Origin of the sequence: Salinisphaera sp. PC39 (assembly GCF_040361335.1) — a bacterium.
Lineage (GTDB): Bacteria > Pseudomonadota > Gammaproteobacteria > Nevskiales > Salinisphaeraceae > APNM01.
This window is the reverse complement of sequence record NZ_APNM01000010.1, coordinates 1-21,739: the sequence shown is the minus strand read 5'-3', so window position 1 is coordinate 21,739 and position 21,739 is coordinate 1. Positions and strand designations below refer to the sequence as shown.

Below are 21,739 nucleotides of genomic sequence, written 5' to 3'. Positions count from 1 at the left end.
GATCTCGAATGGGCCTATTCTTTAAATCAGTGCCATCTGTGTCATCTGTGGATCGCTTTCAATTCCGAAGCAGCCACTCCAGCCGGCTGGCGAAGCGCTGACGCCAGACCGGGGCGAGTTCGGGCAGGGCGGCCAACTCGGCCAGGGTCTCGCGGGCCTCGGCGTCCGGCCGGTGGCGGCCCTGGACCGCCCACAGCCGGGCCAGGGTGATGCCGTGCGGCGCCGGGGTCTCCAGCGTCAGCGCGTCGCCCGGGGCGATGTCGCCCGGCGCCAGCACCCGGTAGAGCCAGCCGGAGCGACCCGTCTCCACGACCGCTCGCGGCAGCTCGCGCAGTCCCAGGCGGCGGCCGATCTTCCAGCAGGGATTACGCGGCTGGCTGACCTGGATCACGGCGCCGCCCAGGCGGAAGACATCGCCCACGCGCACGTCCGTCTCGGTGAGCCCGTGCGTGCTCAGGTTCTCGCCCAGAACGCCGGGCCCGAAGGCGCCGGCCCGGTCGGGGAAACGCTCGCGCCAGCCGGGATAATGATCCGCGGGGTAGTGGTTGAGGGCGCGTTCCGGGCCGCCGTGGTGGCGGCGGTCGGCCTGGACGTCGCCCGCCAGGCCCTCCCGGCCGAGGTGCACCGGGCCCGCCACCGGCGTCTTGTAGATGCCGGTGGGCGCGCCGTCGTCCTCCAGCTCGCGCAGGGCGCCGGCGTACACGGCGTCCGCCGTCCAACTCGCCGTCATCGCGACTCTCCGTGGGCGACCGGGGTGCCGAGGATAGCCCAGCGCGCCGGACACTGCATGCGGCGGCTCAGCGCCGGCGCCGCCGGGCCCGTGGCACGAAACCCGGCGGCTTGTCCGCGATCCAGGCCACGAAGCGGGCCATCTCCGGGTCCGCCAGCAGGGCCTCGCGGCTGCGGTAGTCGCGGGCCAGGCTCTTCTCGTCGAACAGCACGTGGATCTGCTTGTGACAAGGCCGGCAGACAAGCAGGATCGCGCCCTCGCGCTCGGCCCGGTCGAAGGCCCGGCGGATGCGCTTGAGGCGGTGCGTGCGGCGCGGGATCAGGTGGTGGCGGGTCAGGACCACACCCTCGCGCCCGCACAACTCGCAGACGGACCCGTTCGTTTCCGGCATCGTCCCCACAGTATCCTGACGCGCATGAGTACCGCCAAGCCCGACACTGGGATCGATATCGCCCGGCGCATCTTCACCACCAATCCCGGCCTGGAGACGGTGGTGCGCGCGGAGTTCCGCAAGCGCTGCTTCGACGCCGGCGCCGACCCCGACCACTGCGACGCCGAGCCGGACACGATCCGCGGCCGCGTGACGGCCTCGGCCCCGGCGCCGGTGATGGACGCGGTGGCCCCGGCCATGCGCAGTATCCACCACATCCGCCGGCCCGTGACCCGGTTCCGGCTGGACGCGGCCGACCCGCTCGGCGGCATCGAACGTGTCCTGACAGAGGCCGAGATCCCGGAGATGGCGGACGCCGCCAGCTTCCGCGTGAGCTGCAACCGCCGCGGCGAACATCCCTTCTCCAGCCAGGACGTGATGCGGGTCGCCGGCGCGGCCCTGAACGCGCGCCACGGCACGCCGGTGGACCTGACCGGCTACGCGGTGGACGTGAACGTGGACGTGGTCGAGGACCTGTGCACCGTGGACGTGGCGGTGACCCACGCGGCGCTTTCCAACCGTCACCCGCGCGCCCAGGTCCACCCGGCGGCGCTGCGGGCGAACATCGCCTTCGCCGCCGTGCGCTTCGCCAACCTGGACGTGGATGCCGAAGGCGTCCTGCTCGACCCCTACTGCGGCTCCGGCACCATCCTGCTGGAAGCCGGGGCCGCGCACCCGCGGCTGCGCCTGGAAGGCTGGGACTGGGACGAACGCGCCGCGGCCGGCGCCCGCGCCAACCTGGCGGAGGCGGGCCTGGCCGGACGCGCCGCGATCCACGGCGAGGACAGCAGCGACTTCGCCGACCGTTACCGGCCGGGGGAGGTCACCGCGCTGGTCACCAATCCCCCGTTCGGCCGCAAGCTGGGGCGCTCCATCAACTTCCCGGCCTTCTACCGGCGGCTGTTCGAGAACGCCGCGGCGGTACTGCCCCCGCGCGGCCGCATGGTGGTGCTGGCCGACCGCACCGGCGCCCTGCGCCGCGGCCTGGCCAAGGCCGGCGGCTTCCGCACCCGGCGGGCCAAGCTTATCCAGATGAGCGGGGTGTGGCCGACGATCTACGTGCTGGAACGAAAACCCTGATGGCGATTCATGAGGGAAACCCACGGATTGCACAGATGGCACTGATTTAAAGAATAGGCCCATCCCAAATCGGCGTAATCCGTGAAATCGGTGGATTATTTCTTTGCCCGAGGCGGGGTCAGGAGTGATCCGCAGAGGACGCCGATGGACGCAGAGCAAGAGAGCCTGCTCGTTACCCGTCATCCCGGAGAGACGCGACGCATCTCATCCGGGATCCAACGAAGCATTCTCTAGCCCAACCTATGCCCCTGAATGCCGGATAAAACGTCCTGCGTTTCCCGGCATGACCCTCTGCGTTCATCGGCGTCATCGGCGGATTGTTTGCCGCTTCGAAATCCGCGCAATCCGTGAAATCCGTGGATTATTCCTTGCACGAATCACATGACGCGACCGCCGCCGGTCGTCGGCAGGTGGCCCATCCCCATGCCCATGCCGAAGCCCAGGCCCATCGCTAGCAGGGTGACCACCAGGCCGATCAGGGTAAGCACGCCCATGATCACGAAATAGGTGCGCAGCTTGCCCATGGCCCGCGCCAGGGCGTCCTCGTCGCCGGCGTGTACCGCCGCCTCCAGGGCCCCGGCGGTCTGGTAGAGCAGCACGCCCATCCAGATCGGCAGCCAGGCGATCAGCAGGCCCACGATCGAGAGCGCGGTCATCACGCCGTAGACGATGAACAGGATGCCCAGGAACTTGAGCCAGCCCTTGGCGCCGTATAGCGGCAGGGCGATGCGTTCGATGTGCGGCGCGCTCTCGGTCATGGGGGACTCCCTTTCCGTCGTGTCCGTGCCCGTATCCATGGCCGGAGCATAACGTCCGCGGCGCGGTCGTGCAGGGTCAGCCGGCCGGCACCAGGACCTCGCCGCGCATCAGGGCGCGGGCGCTGCGGATCAGGCGCACGGCCGGCGCCGTCCAGATGCCGCCGTCACGGCGCACCTCGGCGGCCACCTCGAGCGTGCCGGCGGCATGACCGATGCGCAGCCGCCGACCGTCACCGGCGACCGCGGCGTTGACCACCGAACCCGGCAGGGCGGCGGCCACCGCGGTGGCGACGGCACTGGTGCCGGGATAGGCGTGGTGCGGGCGGCCCATGGACAGGGCCCGGGCGCACAGGTCGATGTCGCCGGCGGCCAGGTCGCGACCGGTGCGCAGCGCGTGGTCGCGCGGCGGGCCGACCCAGTGGATCTTGGGCGTGGCGGGGCGCTCGCGGCGGGCGGCCTCCGGCGAATCCGCCAGGCCCATGGCCACGGCGGCGTGCTCGCGCACGGCGTTCAGCCGCGCCAGGCGGTCGGTGTCCGCGGCCATCGCCGCCGGCGTCTCGGTGCCGGTCAGGCCCAGATCGGCCGCGGCCACGAACACGGCCGGGTTGCCGGCGTGCACCAGGGTGACCTCGACATCGCCCAGGCCGGGCACCGCCAGCGTGTCGCGCACGCGGTCCGTGGGCAGCACGCCGCCGTGGGCCAGGCCGCCGGCATCCTCGAAGGTCAGGGCCACCGGCGCGCCGGGGAAGGCCACGCCGTCCATGATGAAATCGCCCGCCACCGCGGCGCGGCCGTCGACGATCGGCACCTCGGCGACGATACGCTTGCCGATGTTGACCTGCCGGATGCGCACGACCGCGGTCGGCGCCGTGGCGGGCACCAGGCCCGCGTCCACCGCGAACGGCCCCACGGCGGCGGTAAGATTGCCGCAGTTGCCGGAGGTGTCGATCACCGGGGCATCGATGGCCACGTGCCCGAACCAGTAATCGACATCGCAATCGTCGCGCGCGCTCGGCGCGACCGTCACCACCTTGCTGGTCGAGGAGGTGGCACCGCCGAGACCATCGATCTGGGTGCCGTAGGGATCCGGGCTGCCCATGGCCCGCAGCAACAGGGCCTCACGCTCGGCCGCGTCGGCCGGCAGGTCGCGCTCCAGGAAGAACAGGCCCTTGCTGGTACCGCCGCGCATCCAGACGGCCGGCAACGCCCGCTGGGTCATGACCGGCACGCGGCAGGGCACCCGCCGGGCATCGGTTCCTGCCATACTGGGACTTCGAGGGCCACCACGGACAATCCGTTGCAGTATGAAACCGCCGATTGTACGCTCCCGATGCGGGGGGATGGATAGAATCATTATCCTGGTGGGCAAGGTGCACGCATGTGAGGTCGCGGCCGCTTTCCCGGGCGGCATGGGCGTCGACCGCGCTGCCCGGCATGCCGGGATCGGGATACCGGCCCGCACCGATCCACTCCTGCCCCGAGCATCCGGCATTGCATCCTGAACCAGACCACTCTCCGGCGACGGCGCGTCCGCGTATCCACGCGGTCGGTGCCATGCTCTGCGCGCTGTGGCTGGGCGGGTGCGCGACCACCGACGAGACCGCGCCGGCATGCGACATCACCGCACGCACCGCCGCCGAGAGCCCGGCGGACGGAATACCGGCCGTGCCGCCCCCCGCCCGCCCCGGTCTCTTGCTGGGCGAGGGCGACCGGATCCGCATGACCGTCCACGGACAGCCGGACATGGAGACGACGGCCCTGATCTCCGCCGGCGGCGCCGTGACGCTGCCGCTGATCGGCGAGATATGGATCGGCGGCATGACCCCGGCCGAGGCGGGCCGGGCCGTGGCGGCGGCCTACCGCACCGGCGACTATTTCGACGCGCCGCAGGTGAATATCACGGTCGACTCGTACCGCAGCCATCAGGTCGCCGTGCTGGGCGAGGTCCAGAAACCCGGGCGCTATCCCCTGGAAACACGCACGACCGTGCTGGACGCGATCGCCCTGGCCGGCGGCATCACCGAGACCGGCGCCCGGCGGATCATCGTCAAACATGCCGGAGAAGGCCGGGTGAGCTTCGATCTCGACGCGCTGGTATCGGGTGAAGGCGGCCGCGGCGCCGCCCGGCCGCTCGGCGGGGGCGATATCGTCTTCGTGCCCCAGGCGGAACTGTTCTACATCTACGGCGAGGTCCGGCGCCCCGACGCTTACCCCCTGCGCCCGGGGATGACCGTGATGCAGGCCCTGTCGGTGGGCGGCGGCGTCAACGAGCGGGGCTCGCGGGAACGCCTGGAGATCCGCCGGCGCGACGACCAGGGACAACTACGCACCTTCGAACCGGCGCTCACGGACTGCGTCCGGCCGGAAGACGTGATCTTCGTCAAGGAGCGGATTTTCTGATGGACGCCGAGCAACGTCTCGACCGTCCCCTGGTGCCGGGCCTGAACAGCGCCCTGACCCCGGCCCAGATCGGGCGCATCCTGCGCGCGCGCTGGCGCCTGATCGCCGCGGTCACGGGTACCTTCCTCCTGCTCGCCGTGCTGGCGGCCCTGCTCAAGCCCGACAGCTACACGGCGAGCGCCTCGATCCTGCTGGATTTCCAGACCAACGACCCCGTCACCGGCCAGTCCCTGCCGTCGAACCTGGCCGCCAGCCAGGTGGCCACGCGCATCGACCTGCTGCGAAGCAAGAAGGTCCGGCTGGGCGTGGTCGAGCGCCTCGGCATGACCGAGAACCCCGAGGCCCGGAAAGCGTTCGAGGCGAGCGACGAGGATTCGTTCAAGGATTGGCTCGCGGGCCGGCTCGGGGAATCGTTCAATCTGCGGACCGACGAGCTGAGCCGGATCGTGCATGTCCGCTACACGGCGGAGGATCCGCGCCGTGCCGCCGAGATCGCGAACGCCTTCGTCGAGGCCTATCGCGACATCGACGCGCGCATGGCGGCCGAGGCCGCCCGGGCCCGGCAGGAGCGGTTCCGGGAGTACCTGGCCGGCCTGCGCGAGGACGTCGAGCAGGCGCAGCGGCGGCTCACCGAGGCGCAGCAGGAAAGCGACGTGATCGACATCCGCGAGGACGGCCAGCCCGACACGGAGCGGCTGCAGGACCTGAACCTCAAGCTGAACGAGCTGCAGGCCAGGCGTGACGCGGCGCTCGCGCGACTGCGGCGCCTGCGGGAACTGCGCGACGACGGCGGGGGACTGGCCGCCCAGGCCGAGATCCCGGACGACCGGCACATCCAGGAACTCCGGAGCCGCCTGGCACAACTCGAGGCCCAGCGCGCGGACCGCCAGGAGACCCTCGGTCCGCGTCATCCCGGCATGACGTCGATGGACGCCCAGATCGACAGCGTGCGCCGGCAGTTGCGCGAGGCGCTCGACGCCTATGTCCGGGCCGTGCGCGGCGAGACGCGATCCGCGGCCGAGAAGATCGCGGCGCTGGAGGAAACCATCGCCGCGGAGCGCCGCGATCTCATGGACATCCAGGCGAAACGCGACCGGGTCGCCCACTACGTGCGCGAGCTGAAGGTCGCCGAGCAGCTCTACCAGACGGCCCTGGATCGCTACGACAACATCCAGGGCATCAGCGAACTGCGGGAATCCGGCCTGTCCGTCATCAGCGCCGCGACCCCGCCGATCCACTCCGAGGGTCTGCCCGGCAAGCTGCTGGTCTTGATCGGCCTGGTGGCGGGACTGATCGTCGCCTCGGCGACCGCGCTCCTGGTGGAGTTCGCCGATCGCCGCGTGCGCGGCGGCGAGGACGTCACGGGCGAGCTCGGCCTGCCCCTGCTGGGGGAGTTGCCCAAATCATGAGCCGCGACGAGGCACGACAGCCGGCGACGCACGGCGGCGCATCGATCGCCGAGACAATCGTCGTCCTGCACGAGCCGGCGGGCCGGCTCACGGAACGCCTGCGCGCCCTCGCCACGCGGCTCACGCTCGGCGCCGAGGGCCGGACCGCGCGCACGCTGGCCGTGGTCAGCCCCGAGGCCGGCGACGGCCGCAGCTTCCTGGCCGCCAACCTGGCCACCCTGTTCGCGCTGTCGGGCCGCGGCACGCTCCTGATCGACGCCGACTTCCGCACCCCCTGCCAGCACCGGCTGTTCGGCACCGATCCGGCACCCGGACTCTCCGAATTCCTGCGGCAAGAGACCGATCGCGACGTGATACACCCCGTCGCGAACATCCCCGGTCTGCACTTGCTCCCCGCGGGCCGGGACCCGGCCGCCGGCATCGGATGCCTGACCGGCCAGCATGCGGCCGGGCTGTTCGCCCGTCTGTTCGAGACCTGCGACCAGGTGGTCATCGACACCCCGCCGGCCCTGGCGTACTCGGATGCGCAGGCCGTGTGCGCCCATGCCGACGCGGCGCTGCTGCTGGCCCGGCGCGGACGCACCCGGCTGGCCGACCTGCGCCGGATCGCGGACGACCTGCGGGCCATGGACACCCGCGCCCTGGGCGCCGTGATCAACGACCTCTAGGCCATGGCGGGCAGACCGACATTCCTGGTACTGGGCGCGCAGAAGGCCGGCACCACCTGGCTGGCGCACATGGCGACCCAGCATCCGGAGATCGGCGCCCCGGGCGAGAAGGAACTGCACTTCTTCGACAAGCGCGACCGCTATCGGCTGGGCTTCGAATGGTACGAGGCCCAGTTCCCGCCGCGCGCGCCGGGCATCCGCGCCATGGGCGAATTCACGCCCAACTATCTCTGGGTGGACACTACCCCGGAGGAGCGACGCGAAAGCGGACACAACGAGGACATCCCGCGGCTGGTGGGCACGGCCTATCCCGACCTGCGCCTGATCGTGAGCCTGCGCGACCCGGTCACGCGCGCGATCTCCGCCTATTACCACCTGCTCGCGGCCGGCTACCTGCCGGGCCGGCCCGGCATCCTGGAGGCGGCCACCCATCGCGGCATCCTGTCGATGGGCCAGTACGCCCGGCACCTGCAGGCCTGGTTCGAGCACATCCCGCGCGAACGTTTCCTGATCCTCGTGTACGAGGAAGACATCGTCGCGGCCCATGCCCCGGCAACGCTGCAGAAGGTGTTCCGGCACATCGGGGTACGCGACGATTTCCGGCCCGCCGGAACCGACAAGCGCCACAACGCCCGCCGCAGCAACCTGGAGATTCGCTACGGCCTGGCCAACCATCCCGCGCGCCATCTGATCCGGCGTTTCGTGCCCGACGCGATCAAGAATCACCGGCGCCTGGCGGTGCCCGTGAGCCAGTCCGAGAAGGACGAGCTGGCGCGTCTTTACCGGCCGTACAACGAGGAGCTGGCCGCGTTGCTGGGACGCCGCCTGCCATGGTGAACGGCCCCCGGACACTCCCCCACCGACGCGCCGCGCGGGCATGAGCCGCGAAGAATCCCGGCCGTCGCCGGCCACCAAGGGCCTGAGCGCCGGCCTCGCGTGGACCACGGTCGCCACCGTCTGCGACTACGGCCTGAACCTGTTGCGCGTGATGATCGTGGCGCGCATTCTCACGCCGGCCGAGTTCGGCCTGTTCAGCATGTGCATGACCGTGCTGCTCGGGATCGGCGCGCTCGGCGATTTCGGCCTCAAGGAGGCCTTCATCGCGCACGACTACCGGGACGAGGCCGAGCGGCGACGCTGGCTGCACAGCCTCTGGTCCGGCAACCTCCTGATCAAGACCGGCCTGGGCCTGCTGATCGCCGCGCTCGCCTGGCCGGCCTCGTGGATCTACGGCGAGCCGGATCTGGTGCCGATGATCCTGGCGCTGGGCTCGGTGCCGATGCTGACCGCCCTGAACAACCCCACCCTGATGCTGCTGGAGAAGCGGCTGTCGTTCCGATGGGTCGCCACGTTCGAGGTCGGCGTCGCCACGGTCGCGCTGGCGGCCACCGTGGCGCTGGCGCTGCTGCTGGAGTCCGCCTGGGCCCTGGTGCTGGGGCAGATCGCCGCCGCCGCCGTGGGGGCGCTGTTCTCCTATGCGCTGGACCGGACCCGGCCGCGCCTGCGCCTGGACCGCGAGCCGCTGGTCAAGAGCCTGGGCTTCGGCAAATACCTCATGTTCGTGGCGGTGATGAACGCCATCACCAGCCAGTTCGACAAGATGTTCATCGGCGCCAAGACCGGCGCGGTGCCGCTCGGCATCTATACGGTCGCGCACCGGATCTCGACGATCCCGAAGCTCATGCTGGCCGCCTCCGTCGCGCGCACGCTGTTCCCCTTCTATTCCGCGACCATCGTTCGCGACCGCAGCCGGCTGGGGACCGTGTGGGCGGACTCCTTCGGCCTGATCGCCTGGCTGCTGCTCGCCGCCTATCTGCCGCTGTACTTCTGCGCCGAGTTCTACATCGTGCTGCTGTTCGGCGAGCAATGGCGCGCCGCGGCGCCGATCCTGGAGGTACTCGCCCTCGTCGGCCTGCTGAGCGGCCTCTCCAGAGGGGTGAATCCGCTGCTCAAGGCGGTGCTGCGCACCGACCTGGAGGCCGCGGCCAAGACCGTGGAAAGCCTCGTGTTCGTGCCGGCGGTGATCTATGGCGTGACCGTCACGCAGTCGCCGGTGGGCGCCGCCTGGGGAGCCCTGGGGGCGTACGCCGTCGGCATCCTGGCGCGACTCAGCGCCAGCCTGACCATGGCCAAGGTATCGCCGAGCCGCCTGCTGCGGCGCCTGTTGCGGCCGGCGATCGGTGCCGCCGTCATGGCCGCGGCGGCCTGGACGGCCTGGCTGGTCGGCTGGCATCCCTTGGCAATCACCGCCGGGATGTGGCTGATCTGGGGCACGCTGCTGTTGACCCTGGAGCCGACCGCGCGGCGGTTCACGGTCGCGCGCCTGGTCTCGCCGGAGCGGACCGATGCCGCCTGATAGCCGAATCCGGGCGTCATGGACGCCGTCGCGCCTGGCGCTGCTGGCCACCGGGGTGATCTTCGTCGCCCTGTGCTTCTCGATCCTGCCCGACGGTCTCGTCTGGAACAACGACAGCACCGATATCGACGCCGTGGGCGGCAGCACGCTGCGGCGCCTGCAATGGATGCCCCTGTTCCTGCTGGCCGCCTACATCGTCTGGCGCCGCCGGGTGGTCACGCTGGCCCTGCTGCCGGGGATCAACCCGTTCCTGCTGGTCTTCATCGCGTACGCGACACTGTCCGTGCTCTGGTCGCCCTACCCGGGCGTGACCGTCCGCAAGCTGGTGCTGCTCTACGGCCTGGTGCTGATCGGACTGACCCCGTTGGTGGCGGGCTGGTATCCGGGCCGTTTCGCCGACCTCCTGCGCAACGCCTTCACCCTGATGCTGGTGGTCTCCGTCTTCCTGGCCCTGTTCCTGCCGCAGATCGGCAAGGAGCCGGACGGGGAGTTCGCCGGGTACTGGCGCGGCGCGCGCTCCACCAAGAACCTGCTGGCGGCGCTGGCGGCCGCGGGCGGCCTGCTCTGGGTGCACGCGCTCGCCACCGGCCGGACCACGCTCGCGCGCGGCCTGGCGGGGCTGGCCGTGGCGACGCTCTGCCTGCTGATGTCGCGCGGCAAGACCGGCCTGCTCACCTTCGTGGTCAGCGCGCCCCTGCTATGGCTGGTCGCGCGGCCGCCGATCCGCGCCCGCTATCTGCTCCCGACGGCCCTGCTCGCCGGGCTGGTGCTGCTCGTCGTGCCGCTGTTCGCGTTCATCCTCGCCATGGAACGCCTGCCCACCCTGACCGATATCACGACCCCGATCGCGCTGGCGGTGGGCAAGGATCCCACCCTCACCAGCCGCGACCAGCTCTGGCTGATGATGTGGGAGCACATCCAATCGCACTGGCTGCTGGGCTTCGGTTACGACAGCTTCTGGCTCGGCACCACCGGACCCTCCGGCGAGATCGCCGAGAAGCTCTACTGGCTGCCCTGGCAGGCCCACAACGGCTACGTCGACCTGCTCAACGAGACCGGCGTCGTCGGCGTGGCCCTGTTCCTGGGCTTCGCGCTCGTCCATCTCCGGCAGATTCTCCGGCTCGCCGCGGTCGACCGCGGCAACGCCGCGCTGCATCTCGCCCTGTTCGTCACGATCCTGATGTCCAATGTCTCGGAATCCAGCCTGTTCCGCGGCCTGACGATCTATTGGCTGATGCTGCTGTTCTCGTCGCTATCGCTGACGCGGGCGCTGTCCGCGCGGGTCCCGCGCCTGCTCGCCGACGCGGGCGGCCGGACACAGGCGGGCGATCCGGAAGGGGACCGGCCATGCGCGTGATCTCCCGCCACGACGCCAACATCCGCCGGGACAACCCCGTGTTCCACCTGTTGTTCCGCGCCATCGAGGCGGCCGGGGTGACGGTCGACCGGTTCTCCCCCTGGAAGCTGCTGACGCGGCGCTACGACATCTACCATATCCACTGGCCGGAAAAGCACATGGCCCGGCGCAGTCGGTTGCGGGCCTTGCTGTACACGCTGGCGGAGCTGGTTCTCATGGATGTGGCGCGCTGGCGCGGGGCGCGGGTGGTGTGGACGGCCCACAACGCGAAATCCCACGAGGGCTGGCATCCGCGCCTGGAGGCCTGGTGCTGGCGGACCTCCCTGCGCCGGGTCGACGGCTGCCTGCATTTCTCGCGCGCCGGCCGCGACCTGATTCGCGCGCGCTTCCCGCAACTCCGCGACCGACCCCATTTCGTGGTGCCGCACGGCCATTACCGCGACATCTATCCCAACCGGGTGTCGCGTGCCGAGGCGCGCGCCCGGCTGGATCTGCCGGAAGACACGGGGGTGTGCCTGTTCCTGGGGGCGATTCGCGGCTACAAGAACGTGCCCGGCCTGATCGCCGCCTTCCACGATCTGCCCGGCAGCGACCGCCGGCTGGTGATCGCCGGGCGGGCGACGCCGCCCGGGCTGGCGGCGGCGGTGGCGGCGGGCGCCGAACGCGACGGGCGCATCCGGTTCCACCCGGACTTCGTCGACGAGGCCGACATCCAGCACTACATGAACGCGGCGGATGTCGTGGTGCTGCCCTACAGCGACATCCTCAACTCCGGCTCGGCGATGCTGGCGCTGTCCTTCGACCGGCCGGTGCTGGTCTCCGACCGGGGTGCCATGCGGGAGCTGCGGGAGCGTACCGGCCCGGACTGGGTGCGGCTGTTCGAGCCGCCGCTCGACGCGCGGGACCTGGAGGCGGCCCTGGCCTGGTCGCGGCGGCCACAACGGCCGGCGCGGTGCGACTGCGCCTGGGGCGACCCGGCACGGGTCGCGGCCGGGACCATCGACGCGTATCGCGCGATCCTCGCGCGGGGCTAGGCGCGCTCGCGCCGGAACACCCCGGCCAGGTTCGGCAGGAAGTAGTGGCTGGCGCCGCCCAGGGGCGCGAGCAGGCGGTAATACAACAGCTTCTTGCCGCCGGGGCCGTGCTCCCAGTACCCGTGGTCGTAGGGCATGTAGTAGGGGAAGGTCTCCAGGTACCGGTCCAGCGACGCGTAGTGCAGGAAACCGGACACGCGCCGGAAGCCGGCCAGCCGGCGGTCCAGCGCCGGCGGCGACCAGAACAGGTTGCCCTGCTCGCGGTCCAGACGCCCGGCCAGGCGGGCGTACAGACGCCGCAGCGGCCGCGGCAGCATGTGGCAGAAGGGTAGCCGGGTGTCATGGGCGACGACCGGGAACCACCGGTTCGGCGTGGTCGCCACCAGCAGGTCGTCGCAGACCCGGCAGAGCTCGCGCGGTCCGCGCGGGTCGCGCCGGATATGCTCCAGCACCTCGATGCAGTAGACGACATCCGCCTCGCGGTCGCGCAGCGGCAGGTCGTCGATGCCGCCGATGCGCCAGTCGATGCGGTCGGCGACCCCGAGCAGCTCGGCCACGCGCCGGCCGGTGCGCACACGCTCGGCGTCCGGCTCCACGGCGATCACGCGCGCCGGCGTGGCGAGCGCGAACGCCAGGGCCAGCCAGCCGTAGCCGCAGCCGATGTCGGCGACGACGGTGTCGGCGGTGAGCTCGCGGAAATCCGCCAGCGGCCGCACGTAGCGACGCTGATAGAACGCCAGCGTGGGGCCGACGTCATGGTCCGCGTTGTGAGGGTCCTGGGCGGCACACAACGCGCGGACGGCATCCGTGCGCTCGCGCGGCAGGGTGGCGTCCAGGTCCTGTGTCTGTGCCGCTGTCTGCATGCCGGTTCCGGCCGTTCGTGTTGCCAAGATACGGAGTTTACATGGAAACGCCGCGTGTCCCCGGCATGCCGCCGGGTCGTGCGTGCTAGACTCCGGAGCATTGGGTCAAGGGGGAATAAGGGCGGATGAGCCTTCCCGAGCCACGCGGGCGCGTGGCGCTCTGCGGTTTCCCGTTGGATGCCGTCACCCGCGCGGAAACCGTCGACCGCGCCATGGCGCTCGCCGAGGGCGGGCGCGGCGGTGTCCTGATGACCGTCAACCTGGACATCCTGCGGCAGATGACGCGGGACACCGAGCTGGCGCGCTTCGCCCGCGACGCCGACTGCTGCGTGGCCGACGGCATGCCGCTGGTCTGGGCCGCCCGGCTCCGGGGCCGGCCGCTGCCGGAACGGGTCTGCGGCTCGGACCTCGTCTGGGACCTGCCCGCCGCGGCCGCCGATCGCGGCGTTCCCATGCTGCTGCTGGGCGGCAATCCCGGCATCGCGGCACGCGCGGCGGCGATCCTGCGCGACCGTCACCCCGACCTCACCGTCGCCTCCCACTGCCCGCCGTTCGGCTTCGAGGACGACCCCGCCGCGTACGAGCGTATCCGCGATGCGTTGCGCAAGGCCGATCCGGGTCTGGTCCTGGTGGCGCTCGGCTGTCCCCGCCAGGAGCGACTGATCGCGCGCCTGGCGCCGGAGTTTCCGCGGGTGTGCTGGCTCGGCTGCGGCTACGCCTTCAGCTTCGTCGCGGGCGAGCAGGCCCGCGCCCCGCGGATCTGGCAACGGCTGGGACTGGAATGGTTGCACCGCCTGGCCTCGGAGCCCGGCCGCCTGTGGCGCCGTTACCTGGTGCACGACATTCCCTTCGCCCTGCGCCTGTTCGCCGACGCCCTCCGGCAACGCCTCAAGCACGGGGCCGCGGCATGACGGCGCCATCGCACCGCACGGTGCCGCTGGCCGTCGTCTCGCCGGTGCGCGACGAGGCGGCACACATCCGCCGGACCCTGGACGCGATGGTCGCGCAGCGCTGCCGCCCGCAGGAATGGCTGATCGTGGACGACGGCTCGTCCGACGACACCCCCGCGATCGTGGAAGACTACGCCCGGCGACACGATTTCATCCGGTTGATCGACAAACCCGATCGCGGCGCGCGCGTGCTGGGCGGCGGCGTGATCGAGGCCTTCGACTACGGCCGGGAGCGGCTGGCCGACGACAACTATCGCTACATCGCCAAGCTCGACGGCGACATGTCCTTCGATCCGCGCTACATCGAGATCATGCTCGACGCCTTCGCCGCGGACGACCGCCTGGCCGCGGTCTCGGGCAAGGTGTTCCGGCCCGAGGGCGACCGTCTGGTCCTCGAATACATGACCGACGAACACGTCGCCGGCCAGTTCAAGCTGTACCGGCGCGAGGCGTTCGAGGACATCGGCGGCTTCGAGCGGACCATCCTCTGGGACGGCATCGACATCCACCGCTGCCGGATGCACGGCTGGCGGACCCGCAGCTTCCACCACCCGGAGGCCCGGCTGTACCACCACCGGCAGATGGGCTCGTCGGATCGCAGCGTGTATCACGGCCGCATCCGGCTGGGGCGCGGCCTGTACTTCATGGGGTACTCGCCGTGGTACATCCTGGCCTCGGGCCTGTTCCGGATGCACGAAAAGCCCTACGTGATCGGCGGGCTGCTGATGATTCTCAGCTATGGCTACGCCATGCTGCGACGCGAACCGCGCTATCCCGACCCGGCATTCCGCCGCGACCTGCGTGCCTGGCAACACCGCCGACTGCGCGAATTGCTTGCATCGCGGCTGCGGGGACTTGTCGCCCGGTTCAGGAGGCACCCCGATGACAAACGATAAGCGACCGCCGGCATGAGCGTCTTTTCCAGCAACCTGTGGATGCGACAGTTCGTCAACGGCTGCCTCTACGCCGCCATCGTCGTGGGCAACCTGTTGCTGTGGGCCACCCTGTACGACATCGCGCCGCAGGAACGCTACCGGGAACTGGCGATCTTCGCGTTCATCCTGTCGTTCATCACGCTGCGCAGCCACGACCTGATCCTGCCCAACAACGATCTGCGGCGGCCTTCCCGTCTGCGGTCCTCCCTGATCATCGAGTGGCTGATCCTGTTCGGGGCGCTGATGACGATCAGCACCTTGATCGGCCAGAGCGAGGGCTTCTCGCGCCGCGTGCTGATCACCTGGCTGCTGACGACCCCCCTGTGGTTCTATCTGATCCGCAAGCTGCTGCTGTCCGGGCTGCCGTACCTGTTCCCCGGCCTGGACCCGACCCGCAAGGCGGTCATCGTCTTCATGAACGACGCCGCCCGCCAGCTCGCGGACAGCCTCAAGTCCGGCAACGCGCGACACGTGCAGCTCGCGGGCGTCTTCGACGACCGCGAACCGGGCCGCCTCGGCCGGATCACGGCGGATCTGCCCCTGCTGGGGAGCACCGACGCGCTGAACGATTACATCCAAGAACACGACATCGATATCGTGTTCGTGATGCTGCCCCACCACGCCCTCGACCGGGCCAAGGACGTCCTGGAGCAGCTCGGCAACACCACGGCCTCGGTCTACTACGTACCGGCCTTCGATGCGCTGGGGCTGCAAAACGCGCCCATGGTGCATTTCAACAACATCCCGCTGATCGCGGTCAGCGAGACGCCCTTCCTGGGCGTCGACGGCTGGTTCAAGCGCCTCTTCGATATCGTCGTCGCGGCCCTGGCGCTGGTGTTGCTGTCGCCCCTGATGCTGGGGATCGCGATCGCCCTGCGGGTGACGCAGGGCTCGCCGGTGCTCTACCGGCAGAACCGTTACGGTCTCGACGGCCGGCGTATCCGGGTCAACAAGTTCCGCACCATGTACGTGCAGGAATCCGACAGCGAAGTCAGCCAGGCATTGGCCGACGATCCGCGGGTCACCCGCGTCGGCCGCTTTCTGCGCGCCAAGTCGCTGGACGAGCTGCCGCAGTTCTGGAACGTGCTCAAGGGCCAGATGAGCGTCGTCGGCCCGCGTCCGCACGCGGTCACCCAGAACGAGGCCTACCGGGCGGAGATCAAGCAATACATGACACGCCACAAGGTCCGGCCGGGCATGACCGGCTGGGCGCAGGTCCACGGCCACCGGGGTACCATCGAGTCGATCGAGGACATGGAGAAGCGGGTCCAATACGATCTCGAATACATCCGCAACTGGACCCCGCTCCTGGACATTTGGATCATCCTGCGCACCATATGGATCGTGTGGAACGATCGCGAGGCGGTGTAATGCCCGCGCGCGGGCGACGCCCGCCGTTCCCGCTACACCCGGTCCTCGCCGCACTGATCCTGGCCGCCGCCCCGACGGCCGCCGCGGCCGGGATCGGCTTCGCCCCCTACCTGGAGCTCGGCGCCCGTTACGACAGCAACCTGCTGCGCGTCGCGGACGCGGCACGCGGCGAGACCATGCGCGAGGCCAGCGTCGGCGGGGCGTTCGAGTGGCTTCGGGGCCGGCAGGCGTTCGAGTTGTCCGGGCGGCTCAGCGACGTCGACTACCACCGGCTCCGGCGGTTCGACCACACGGCCCACGAGCTGAGCGCGCGCCTGGACTACGGCATCGGCGAGGCGGTCTCCGGCATCGCGGGCTACGACCGCAGCCGCGAGCTGGACGATTTCGGCGACCGCGACGCCGACCTGCGCGACCTGGTCACCACGCAGCAACCGTTCCTGCAGACGGATATCGCGATCACGCCCGCCTGGATCGTGCGCGCGCGCCTGGGCGAGCTGCGCGTCGAACACAGCGAGGCCGAGCGGCAGCGTTTCGACCGGCGCCACGACGACTGGGAGATCCAGCTCCGGCACCGCGCGGGCTCCACCTTCGAGGCGGGGCTGGGACTGTCCCGCGACGACATCGAGTTCCCGGGGCGCGACGCGGACGACCCCCTGGGGCGCGCGGCCACGCAGGAGACCCGCTTCGTGGACGGCGTCTGGGAATACAGCGCGATCTCGCGCCTGCGGGCGCGCGTCGGCCACACCCGGCGCGAGATCGACGGCCTGTCCGGACGCGACTTCTCCGCGCCCACCTGGCGCCTGGCCTACGAGCGGACGGTCTCGGTCAAGACGCGGCTGACCCTGGACGTGTTCCGCCGCATCTACTCATCCGGCTCCGTGGACGCCAGCTTCATCGAGGCCACCGGCGCGCAGCTACGGCTGGACTGGCGCTACAGCCCCAAGATCGCGCTGGACGCACGGCTTTACCACGAAGAGGAAAACTACGAGGGCGGCGTCACAACGGCGTCCGGGAACCGCGAGGACCGCATCCGGGGCGCCGAGCTGGAGGCGCGCTACGCCCTGACCCGGACCCTGCACTGGATCGCGACCCTGGCCGCGGAGGAACAGTCGAGCAACCGCCCGGCATCCGAGTACGACTACTGGCGGGGCGGACTCGCGCTGCGCCTGACCCTGGACGACGACTGAGAGGGTGGTTACAAAACATGGCGCGGCAAGCGCCTCGGCACACGGCCGGCCAGCAAATTAACCACAGAGGCGCACAGAGGGACACAGAGGGACATGACTGTCGCCCCGGAAGCCGCAAAGAAGCCTGCGCCGGACAACATCCAGCCCCATCAAAAACCTCTGCGCGCCTCCGTGCGCCTCTGTGGTTTGCAGACACCCTCTGAGGGGGAAGCGAAACGCTCAAGACAAATCCAGGGCGTGCGCCTTGAGGTCCTCGAGCCGCACGACCTTCAGGGCCGCCTCGTGGGTGGCGGCCAGCACCACCCGCGGCGCGGCGCCCGCGGCCCGGGCCTCCTCCCAGCGGGCCGCGCACAGGCACCAGCGGTCGCCCGGCCTGAGACCGGGGAAGCCGGCCTCCGGCCGCGGCGTCTCCAGGTCGTTGCCGCGGCTGCGGCTGAAGGCCAGGAACCCGGCATCCACCCGTGCGCAGACCACATGCCGGCCGATATCCTCGGGCCCGGTCTCACAGCAGCCTTCGCGGTAGAAGCCGGTGAGCGGCCGGATACCGCACATCGCCAGCGGCTCGCCGAAGACGTTGCGCTGCCGGGTCTGTCCCGGGTCCGCGCTCACGCCGGCTCGCCCGTGGCCACGTCGATGGCCGGTTGGCACGCGGAGCGGCTGCCGGGCTCGGGGCGGTTGCCCGCGTCGTGGTAGGTGAACACCGCCGAGAGCTTGGGGATGTCGGTCGCGTTGCGGCCGGCGGCGTGGAAGACCGCGGCGTGGAAGAACAGCACGTCGCCCGGCTCCAGCGGCGCCGACCGCGCGGTGGCGATGAGTTCGCGGTTGGCGGGCAGGTCGTCGCGCAGGAACTGGGCCTCGTCCAACCGTTCCGGCGCCACGTCCAGCCGGTGGCTGCCGGGCAGCAGCCACATGCAGCCGTTGTCCGGGGTCTCGTCGCCCAGGGCCAGCCAGGCATTGACCAGGTTGTCCGACGAGAAGCGCCAGTAGCGCACGTCGCGGTGCCAGAGCGTGGCGCTGGAGTAGCCGGGGTGCTTGGTCATCACGCAGTTGTGATGGCAGCGGGTCAGGCGCAGGTCGGTGCTGTCCAGCAGTTGCGCGACGATCGCGGTCACGCGTGGATCGCGGGCCCACTCGGCGAAGGCGGGATCGCGGTCGTAGGCCTGGCGCAGCCGGCGCGGCGTGTCGCCACCCTCGGCGTCGCGCCCGGCGGGGGCGCCGGGATAGGCCACGTCCGCCTCGTACTCGATCGGCGCCACCGCCCGCGCCAGATGGTCCGCGACGATCCGGCGCAGGTTCTGGACGCGCTCGGCCGAGGCGATGCGGCGCATCACCAGGTAGCCGTCGCGCGCGAAGGCCTCGCGTTGCACCGGGGTCAATCGCGGCTCCAGGACGGGTTCGCCGACCACATTCATGGGGTTATTGTAACGTGCGGGCCCGGCGCGCGGATGCGCGTCCGGCCTCACGAAACTCGAAACTTGAAACCCGAAACGGCGACGCTATGCCGCGTCCGCGTCGCCCGAACGCGCCGCCCCCTCGATGCCCTCCAGGAACAGCCGCGTCGCCAGGGCCGCGGCGGGGCGCGGGTCGCGGTCGGCGCGGCGGGACAGGCAGCGGCCCATCTCGAAGCCGACGCCGAAGAACGCGGCGGCCAGGTACTCCACGTCCACCTCGGGCAGCAGGCCGCGCTCGATAGCGTCGCGGATGTCGGCCTCCAGCGCCGCCACCGAGATGCCCATGATGCTGTCCTCGTACAGTTCCCGGACCTGCGGCGCGTTGCGCAGGATCACCTCGTAGAACAGCGGGTCCTCGGCGGCGGCCTCGAAGGCCGCCAGGTAGGCCTCGTAGATGAAGGCGCGCAGGGTGCGGGCACCGCGCCGGATGCGGGTCAGGTTGACGGTGAGCGAGCCGATGCGTTCCTCCAGCAGGGCGCGGAACACCGCCTCCTTGTCGGGGAAGTAGTTGTAGAAGGTACCGGCGGCGAGCGAGGTGCGGCGCACGATATCGCGCACCGCCACGGCGTCGAAGCCGCGCTCGATGAAGCAGGCGCGGGCGGCGGCCAGGATCTCCGCCCGGTTGGCCTGCTTGTTGCGCTCGCGCTTGCCGGCCATGGTGGCCCTAGGCCGCCTTGCGGCCGTCGCCGCGGCCCGCCCGCGGCGCGATCGGCAGGCGCCGGCCGTTGGCGGCGGCCCGCTTTTCGCCCTTCTTGCGCATCACGTCCAACCGGTGGTGGTAGTCCTCGTTGTCGACCTGCATGGTGTGGCGCGCGCCGCGACCGTAACGCTTGACCATGGCCTGGCGCTCCTTGTCCATCTCCCGGCGCATGGTATCCGGGTCGGGGAAGTGGATGCGACCCAGCAGGTGGTCGCCCACGATCTTCGCCTGCTTCTCGGCGAAGGGCATGATCGCGCCCAGCGGCTGGAACAGGCCCAGGAAGAACAGGTTGTCGTACTCCGGCAGCATCAGGTGCTCCCAGCGCGGCAGGTCGTTGTTGGGGGCGCTGATGAAATCAGGGTCGAAGAACGGGAAGCTCACCTCGTAGCCGGTGGCCCAGATGACGATGTCCACCGGGTCCTCGTGGCCGTCGGTGAAGCGCACGGTGTCGCCGTTGAAGCGCTCGATGCCCGGGCGCGGCACGATGTCGCCGCTGCCCACCCGGTGCAGGAAGTCCGAGCTCAGCGTGGGGTGCGCCTCCAACGGCTTGTGGTCCGGCTTCTGGAGACCGTACTTGTCGGGACTGCCGACCGTCAGCTCCACCAGCAGCCGGGTCGCGATGCTACCCACCCACCAGGGCATCCAGTGCGGCAGCCGCGACAGTTCGGAGGTGGGCTTGCCCAGCATGTACTTGGGCACCACCCAGTGGCCGTGGCGGGCGGAGTGGTAGAGGTTCTTCGCCAGGCCCGGCCGCGACAGCTCGCTGGCGATGTCCATGGCCGAGTTGCCCATGCCCACGACCAGCACGTTCTTGTCCTGGAAGTCGTAGGGGTCCTGGGGATTCATATAGCTATGCGAGTGCATCTGGATGCCGTCGAACTCGCCGGGATAGGGCGGGTCCGGCCAGCGCGGCTTCCAGTGGTGGCCGTTGGCCACGATCAGCACATCGTAATGGTCGGTCTTGGCGTGCCGGCCCTCGGTGGTGACCTCCCAGGTGCCGTCGTCCAGGCGTTCGGCGCGCGTGACCTTGGTCTCGAAGCAGACCCGATCACGCAGGCCGAAGTGGTCCATGTAGTCGTCGAAGTAGCGCTTGATGGTGCCGTGGCTGGGATAGTCCGGCGTGCCCTCCGGCATCGGGTAATCCTCGTACTGCATCAGCCCGGCGTGGGTGTTGATGTGCAGGGACTCGTAGGCGGCCGACATGCCGTTGGGATTTCGGTAGCACCAGTTGCCGCCGACCTCGGTCGAGGCCTCGAAACAATCGAAGGGTATCCCCCGGTCCGCGAGCGCCTTGACCGCCGGCATCCCGGAGGAGCCGCATCCGATCAGGCACACGCGGGGTAGTTCTGTATTGTCCATGGTCCGTTTTTCCTCCTTTTTGGCTCGCTCGGGCCCTCGCAACGGCCTCGACGCTATTGAAAGGTGACGGGTGTGTCAACTTTTTGCTGCGAGCGAAACCGGGAGGACGCGGTCCAATAGTCATGACAGGGCAAACAACCGGAGAGCCGACATGAAACGACGCCAGCTCCTGTGGGGCCTGCTCGGATTGACCGCCGCGCCGGTCGCCCTCAAGCTGACCGCGAACGATGCCGAGCCGTCCGAGGAAGCCGCCATGAGCGATATCGAGACCGTCGAGAAGAGCGAGGCCGAATGGCGCGAGCGACTCTCGCCCGAGGCGTTCGACGTGCTGCGCAAGGAGGGCACGGAGCCGCCGGGCAGCAGCGCGCTGCTGAACGAGAAGCGCGAGGGCACCTTCGTGTGCGCCGGCTGCGCCCTGCCGCTGTTCGAATCCAAGTGGAAGTACGAGTCCGGCACCGGCTGGCCCAGCTTCTACGACTATATCGACGGCCATCTGGGCTTCAAGAAGGACTTCAAGCTGGTCTGGCCGCGCACCGAATACCACTGTGCCCGCTGCGGCGGCCACCAGGGCCACGTCTTCAACGACGGCCCGGAGCCCACCGGCAAGCGCTACTGCAACAACGGCGTGGCGCTGGACTTCGAGCCGGCATGACCGCTTATCCCCTCTCCCCCGAGGGGAGAGGGCCAGGGTGAGGGGGTGA

The 21,739-nt window shown here is 70.2% G+C and carries 22 protein-coding genes; 13 read left to right on the top strand and 9 right to left on the bottom strand.

The window, feature by feature from the left end:
* Positions 1 to 58: 58 nt before the first annotated feature.
* Positions 59 to 730 carry an MOSC domain-containing protein gene (locus PC39_RS10905; RefSeq protein ID WP_353253420.1) on the bottom strand — a complete coding sequence of 224 codons (672 nt, stop codon included), beginning with the start codon at positions 728 to 730 and terminating at the stop codon, positions 59 to 61.
* Between the two features lie 67 nt (positions 731 to 797).
* Complete coding sequence (locus PC39_RS10900) at positions 798 to 1,121, bottom strand: hypothetical protein (protein WP_353253419.1); 324 nt, start codon at positions 1,119 to 1,121, stop codon at positions 798 to 800.
* 24 nt (positions 1,122 to 1,145) lie between these two features.
* Here PC39_RS10900 and PC39_RS10895 point away from each other — a divergent pair, with 24 nt between their 5' ends.
* A complete protein-coding gene (locus tag PC39_RS10895; RefSeq protein ID WP_353253418.1) occupies positions 1,146 to 2,240 on the top strand; it encodes a methyltransferase in 1,095 nt (364 codons plus the stop codon).
* Between the two features lie 377 nt (positions 2,241 to 2,617).
* Here PC39_RS10895 and PC39_RS10890 read toward each other — a convergent pair whose 3' ends face one another.
* Positions 2,618 to 2,998, bottom strand: coding sequence for a DUF5362 domain-containing protein (locus tag PC39_RS10890; RefSeq protein ID WP_353253417.1), 381 nt, complete (start codon positions 2,996 to 2,998; stop codon positions 2,618 to 2,620).
* A 76-nt stretch (positions 2,999 to 3,074) separates the two neighbouring features.
* Positions 3,075 to 4,262 (bottom strand): 2-methylaconitate cis-trans isomerase PrpF family protein, encoded by a 1,188-nt coding sequence (locus tag PC39_RS10885; RefSeq protein ID WP_353253416.1) that lies wholly within the window; start codon positions 4,260 to 4,262, stop codon positions 3,075 to 3,077.
* A 290-nt stretch (positions 4,263 to 4,552) separates the two neighbouring features.
* Here PC39_RS10885 and PC39_RS10880 point away from each other — a divergent pair, with 290 nt between their 5' ends.
* The 7 genes from PC39_RS10880 to PC39_RS10850 are packed head-to-tail and all read left to right on the top strand — an operon-like array spanning position 4,553 to position 12,222.
* Positions 4,553 to 5,398, top strand: coding sequence for an SLBB domain-containing protein (locus tag PC39_RS10880; RefSeq protein ID WP_353253415.1), 846 nt, complete (start codon positions 4,553 to 4,555; stop codon positions 5,396 to 5,398).
* Positions 5,398 to 6,807 carry a GumC family protein gene (locus PC39_RS10875; RefSeq protein WP_353253414.1) on the top strand — a complete coding sequence of 470 codons (1,410 nt, stop codon included), beginning with the start codon at positions 5,398 to 5,400 and terminating at the stop codon, positions 6,805 to 6,807. Before PC39_RS10880 ends, PC39_RS10875 begins: the two co-directional genes overlap by 1 nt.
* Positions 6,804 to 7,475 carry a CpsD/CapB family tyrosine-protein kinase gene (locus PC39_RS10870; protein WP_353253413.1) on the top strand — a complete coding sequence of 224 codons (672 nt, stop codon included), beginning with the start codon at positions 6,804 to 6,806 and terminating at the stop codon, positions 7,473 to 7,475. Before PC39_RS10875 ends, PC39_RS10870 begins: the two co-directional genes overlap by 4 nt.
* A 3-nt stretch (positions 7,476 to 7,478) precedes the next feature.
* Entirely contained in the window at positions 7,479 to 8,312 is an 834-nt protein-coding gene (locus PC39_RS10865; RefSeq protein ID WP_353253412.1) for a sulfotransferase domain-containing protein, read from the top strand.
* 40 nt (positions 8,313 to 8,352) lie between these two features.
* Positions 8,353 to 9,831: an oligosaccharide flippase family protein gene (locus tag PC39_RS10860; protein WP_353253411.1), complete on the top strand. Its 1,479-nt coding sequence runs from the start codon at positions 8,353 to 8,355 to the stop codon at positions 9,829 to 9,831.
* Complete coding sequence (locus PC39_RS10855) at positions 9,821 to 11,188, top strand: O-antigen ligase family protein (protein ID WP_353253410.1); 1,368 nt, start codon at positions 9,821 to 9,823, stop codon at positions 11,186 to 11,188. Before PC39_RS10860 ends, PC39_RS10855 begins: the two co-directional genes overlap by 11 nt.
* A complete protein-coding gene (locus tag PC39_RS10850) occupies positions 11,179 to 12,222 on the top strand; it encodes a glycosyltransferase (protein WP_353253409.1) in 1,044 nt (347 codons plus the stop codon). Before PC39_RS10855 ends, PC39_RS10850 begins: the two co-directional genes overlap by 10 nt.
* Here PC39_RS10850 and PC39_RS10845 read toward each other — a convergent pair.
* Positions 12,219 to 13,085 carry a class I SAM-dependent methyltransferase gene (locus tag PC39_RS10845; protein ID WP_353253408.1) on the bottom strand — a complete coding sequence of 289 codons (867 nt, stop codon included), beginning with the start codon at positions 13,083 to 13,085 and terminating at the stop codon, positions 12,219 to 12,221. The two genes, PC39_RS10850 and PC39_RS10845, sit on opposite strands and share 4 nt — an antisense overlap.
* Before the next feature lie 125 nt (positions 13,086 to 13,210).
* Here PC39_RS10845 and PC39_RS10840 point away from each other — a divergent pair, with 125 nt between their 5' ends.
* The 4 genes from PC39_RS10840 to PC39_RS10825 are packed head-to-tail and all read left to right on the top strand — an operon-like array spanning position 13,211 to position 17,528.
* A complete protein-coding gene (locus tag PC39_RS10840) occupies positions 13,211 to 13,996 on the top strand; it encodes a WecB/TagA/CpsF family glycosyltransferase (protein WP_353253407.1) in 786 nt (261 codons plus the stop codon).
* A complete protein-coding gene (locus PC39_RS10835; RefSeq protein WP_353253406.1) occupies positions 13,993 to 14,931 on the top strand; it encodes a glycosyltransferase family 2 protein in 939 nt (312 codons plus the stop codon). The genes PC39_RS10840 and PC39_RS10835 overlap by 4 nt, the downstream gene beginning before the upstream one ends.
* A gap of 12 nt (positions 14,932 to 14,943) precedes the next feature.
* Positions 14,944 to 16,341 carry an undecaprenyl-phosphate glucose phosphotransferase gene (locus PC39_RS10830; RefSeq protein WP_353253405.1) on the top strand — a complete coding sequence of 466 codons (1,398 nt, stop codon included), beginning with the start codon at positions 14,944 to 14,946 and terminating at the stop codon, positions 16,339 to 16,341.
* Positions 16,341 to 17,528: an outer membrane beta-barrel protein gene (locus PC39_RS10825; protein ID WP_353253404.1), complete on the top strand. Its 1,188-nt coding sequence runs from the start codon at positions 16,341 to 16,343 to the stop codon at positions 17,526 to 17,528. Before PC39_RS10830 ends, PC39_RS10825 begins: the two co-directional genes overlap by 1 nt.
* 219 nt (positions 17,529 to 17,747) lie before the next feature.
* Here PC39_RS10825 and PC39_RS10820 read toward each other — a convergent pair whose 3' ends face one another.
* From PC39_RS10820 to PC39_RS10805, 4 genes are all read right to left on the bottom strand, one after another.
* A complete protein-coding gene (locus PC39_RS10820) occupies positions 17,748 to 18,137 on the bottom strand; it encodes a DUF2237 family protein (RefSeq protein WP_353253403.1) in 390 nt (129 codons plus the stop codon).
* Positions 18,134 to 18,940, bottom strand: coding sequence for a phytanoyl-CoA dioxygenase family protein (locus PC39_RS10815; protein WP_353253402.1), 807 nt, complete (start codon positions 18,938 to 18,940; stop codon positions 18,134 to 18,136). Before PC39_RS10815 ends, PC39_RS10820 begins: the two co-directional genes overlap by 4 nt.
* 84 nt (positions 18,941 to 19,024) lie before the next feature.
* On the bottom strand, positions 19,025 to 19,636 hold the full coding sequence (locus PC39_RS10810) for a TetR/AcrR family transcriptional regulator (protein WP_353253401.1): 612 nt from the start codon (positions 19,634 to 19,636) through the stop codon (positions 19,025 to 19,027).
* A gap of 7 nt (positions 19,637 to 19,643) precedes the next feature.
* Positions 19,644 to 21,038 (bottom strand): flavin-containing monooxygenase, encoded by a 1,395-nt coding sequence (locus tag PC39_RS10805; RefSeq protein ID WP_353253400.1) that lies wholly within the window; start codon positions 21,036 to 21,038, stop codon positions 19,644 to 19,646.
* A gap of 151 nt (positions 21,039 to 21,189) precedes the next feature.
* Between PC39_RS10805 and msrB the strand changes: the two genes are divergently transcribed.
* Entirely contained in the window at positions 21,190 to 21,690 is a 501-nt protein-coding gene (gene msrB / locus PC39_RS10800; protein ID WP_353253399.1) for a peptide-methionine (R)-S-oxide reductase MsrB, read from the top strand.
* The last annotated feature ends 49 nt before the right edge of the window (positions 21,691 to 21,739 follow it).

What these genes read in the sequence shown, in the direction of transcription:
- PC39_RS10905 (WP_353253420.1), bottom strand. Translation starts at nt 730, where the DNA reads ATGACGGCGAGTTGGACGGCGGACGCCGTGTACGCCGGCGCCCTGCGC.
- PC39_RS10900 (WP_353253419.1), bottom strand. Translation starts at nt 1,121, where the DNA reads ATGCCGGAAACGAACGGGTCCGTCTGCGAGTTGTGCGGGCGCGAGGGT.
- PC39_RS10895 (WP_353253418.1), top strand. Translation starts at nt 1,146, where the DNA reads ATGAGTACCGCCAAGCCCGACACTGGGATCGATATCGCCCGGCGCATC.
- PC39_RS10890 (WP_353253417.1), bottom strand. Translation starts at nt 2,998, where the DNA reads ATGACCGAGAGCGCGCCGCACATCGAACGCATCGCCCTGCCGCTATAC.
- PC39_RS10885 (WP_353253416.1), bottom strand. Translation starts at nt 4,262, where the DNA reads ATGGCAGGAACCGATGCCCGGCGGGTGCCCTGCCGCGTGCCGGTCATG.
- PC39_RS10880 (WP_353253415.1), top strand. Translation starts at nt 4,553, where the DNA reads ATGCTCTGCGCGCTGTGGCTGGGCGGGTGCGCGACCACCGACGAGACC.
- PC39_RS10875 (WP_353253414.1), top strand. Translation starts at nt 5,398, where the DNA reads ATGGACGCCGAGCAACGTCTCGACCGTCCCCTGGTGCCGGGCCTGAAC.
- PC39_RS10870 (WP_353253413.1), top strand. Translation starts at nt 6,804, where the DNA reads ATGAGCCGCGACGAGGCACGACAGCCGGCGACGCACGGCGGCGCATCG.
- PC39_RS10865 (WP_353253412.1), top strand. Translation starts at nt 7,479, where the DNA reads ATGGCGGGCAGACCGACATTCCTGGTACTGGGCGCGCAGAAGGCCGGC.
- PC39_RS10860 (WP_353253411.1), top strand. Translation starts at nt 8,353, where the DNA reads ATGAGCCGCGAAGAATCCCGGCCGTCGCCGGCCACCAAGGGCCTGAGC.
- PC39_RS10855 (WP_353253410.1), top strand. Translation starts at nt 9,821, where the DNA reads ATGCCGCCTGATAGCCGAATCCGGGCGTCATGGACGCCGTCGCGCCTG.
- PC39_RS10850 (WP_353253409.1), top strand. Translation starts at nt 11,179, where the DNA reads ATGCGCGTGATCTCCCGCCACGACGCCAACATCCGCCGGGACAACCCC.
- PC39_RS10845 (WP_353253408.1), bottom strand. Translation starts at nt 13,085, where the DNA reads ATGCAGACAGCGGCACAGACACAGGACCTGGACGCCACCCTGCCGCGC.
- PC39_RS10840 (WP_353253407.1), top strand. Translation starts at nt 13,211, where the DNA reads ATGAGCCTTCCCGAGCCACGCGGGCGCGTGGCGCTCTGCGGTTTCCCG.
- PC39_RS10835 (WP_353253406.1), top strand. Translation starts at nt 13,993, where the DNA reads ATGACGGCGCCATCGCACCGCACGGTGCCGCTGGCCGTCGTCTCGCCG.
- PC39_RS10830 (WP_353253405.1), top strand. Translation starts at nt 14,944, where the DNA reads ATGAGCGTCTTTTCCAGCAACCTGTGGATGCGACAGTTCGTCAACGGC.
- PC39_RS10825 (WP_353253404.1), top strand. Translation starts at nt 16,341, where the DNA reads ATGCCCGCGCGCGGGCGACGCCCGCCGTTCCCGCTACACCCGGTCCTC.
- PC39_RS10815 (WP_353253402.1), bottom strand. Translation starts at nt 18,940, where the DNA reads ATGAATGTGGTCGGCGAACCCGTCCTGGAGCCGCGATTGACCCCGGTG.
- PC39_RS10810 (WP_353253401.1), bottom strand. Translation starts at nt 19,636, where the DNA reads ATGGCCGGCAAGCGCGAGCGCAACAAGCAGGCCAACCGGGCGGAGATC.
- PC39_RS10805 (WP_353253400.1), bottom strand. Translation starts at nt 21,038, where the DNA reads ATGGACAATACAGAACTACCCCGCGTGTGCCTGATCGGATGCGGCTCC.
- msrB (WP_353253399.1), top strand. Translation starts at nt 21,190, where the DNA reads ATGAAACGACGCCAGCTCCTGTGGGGCCTGCTCGGATTGACCGCCGCG.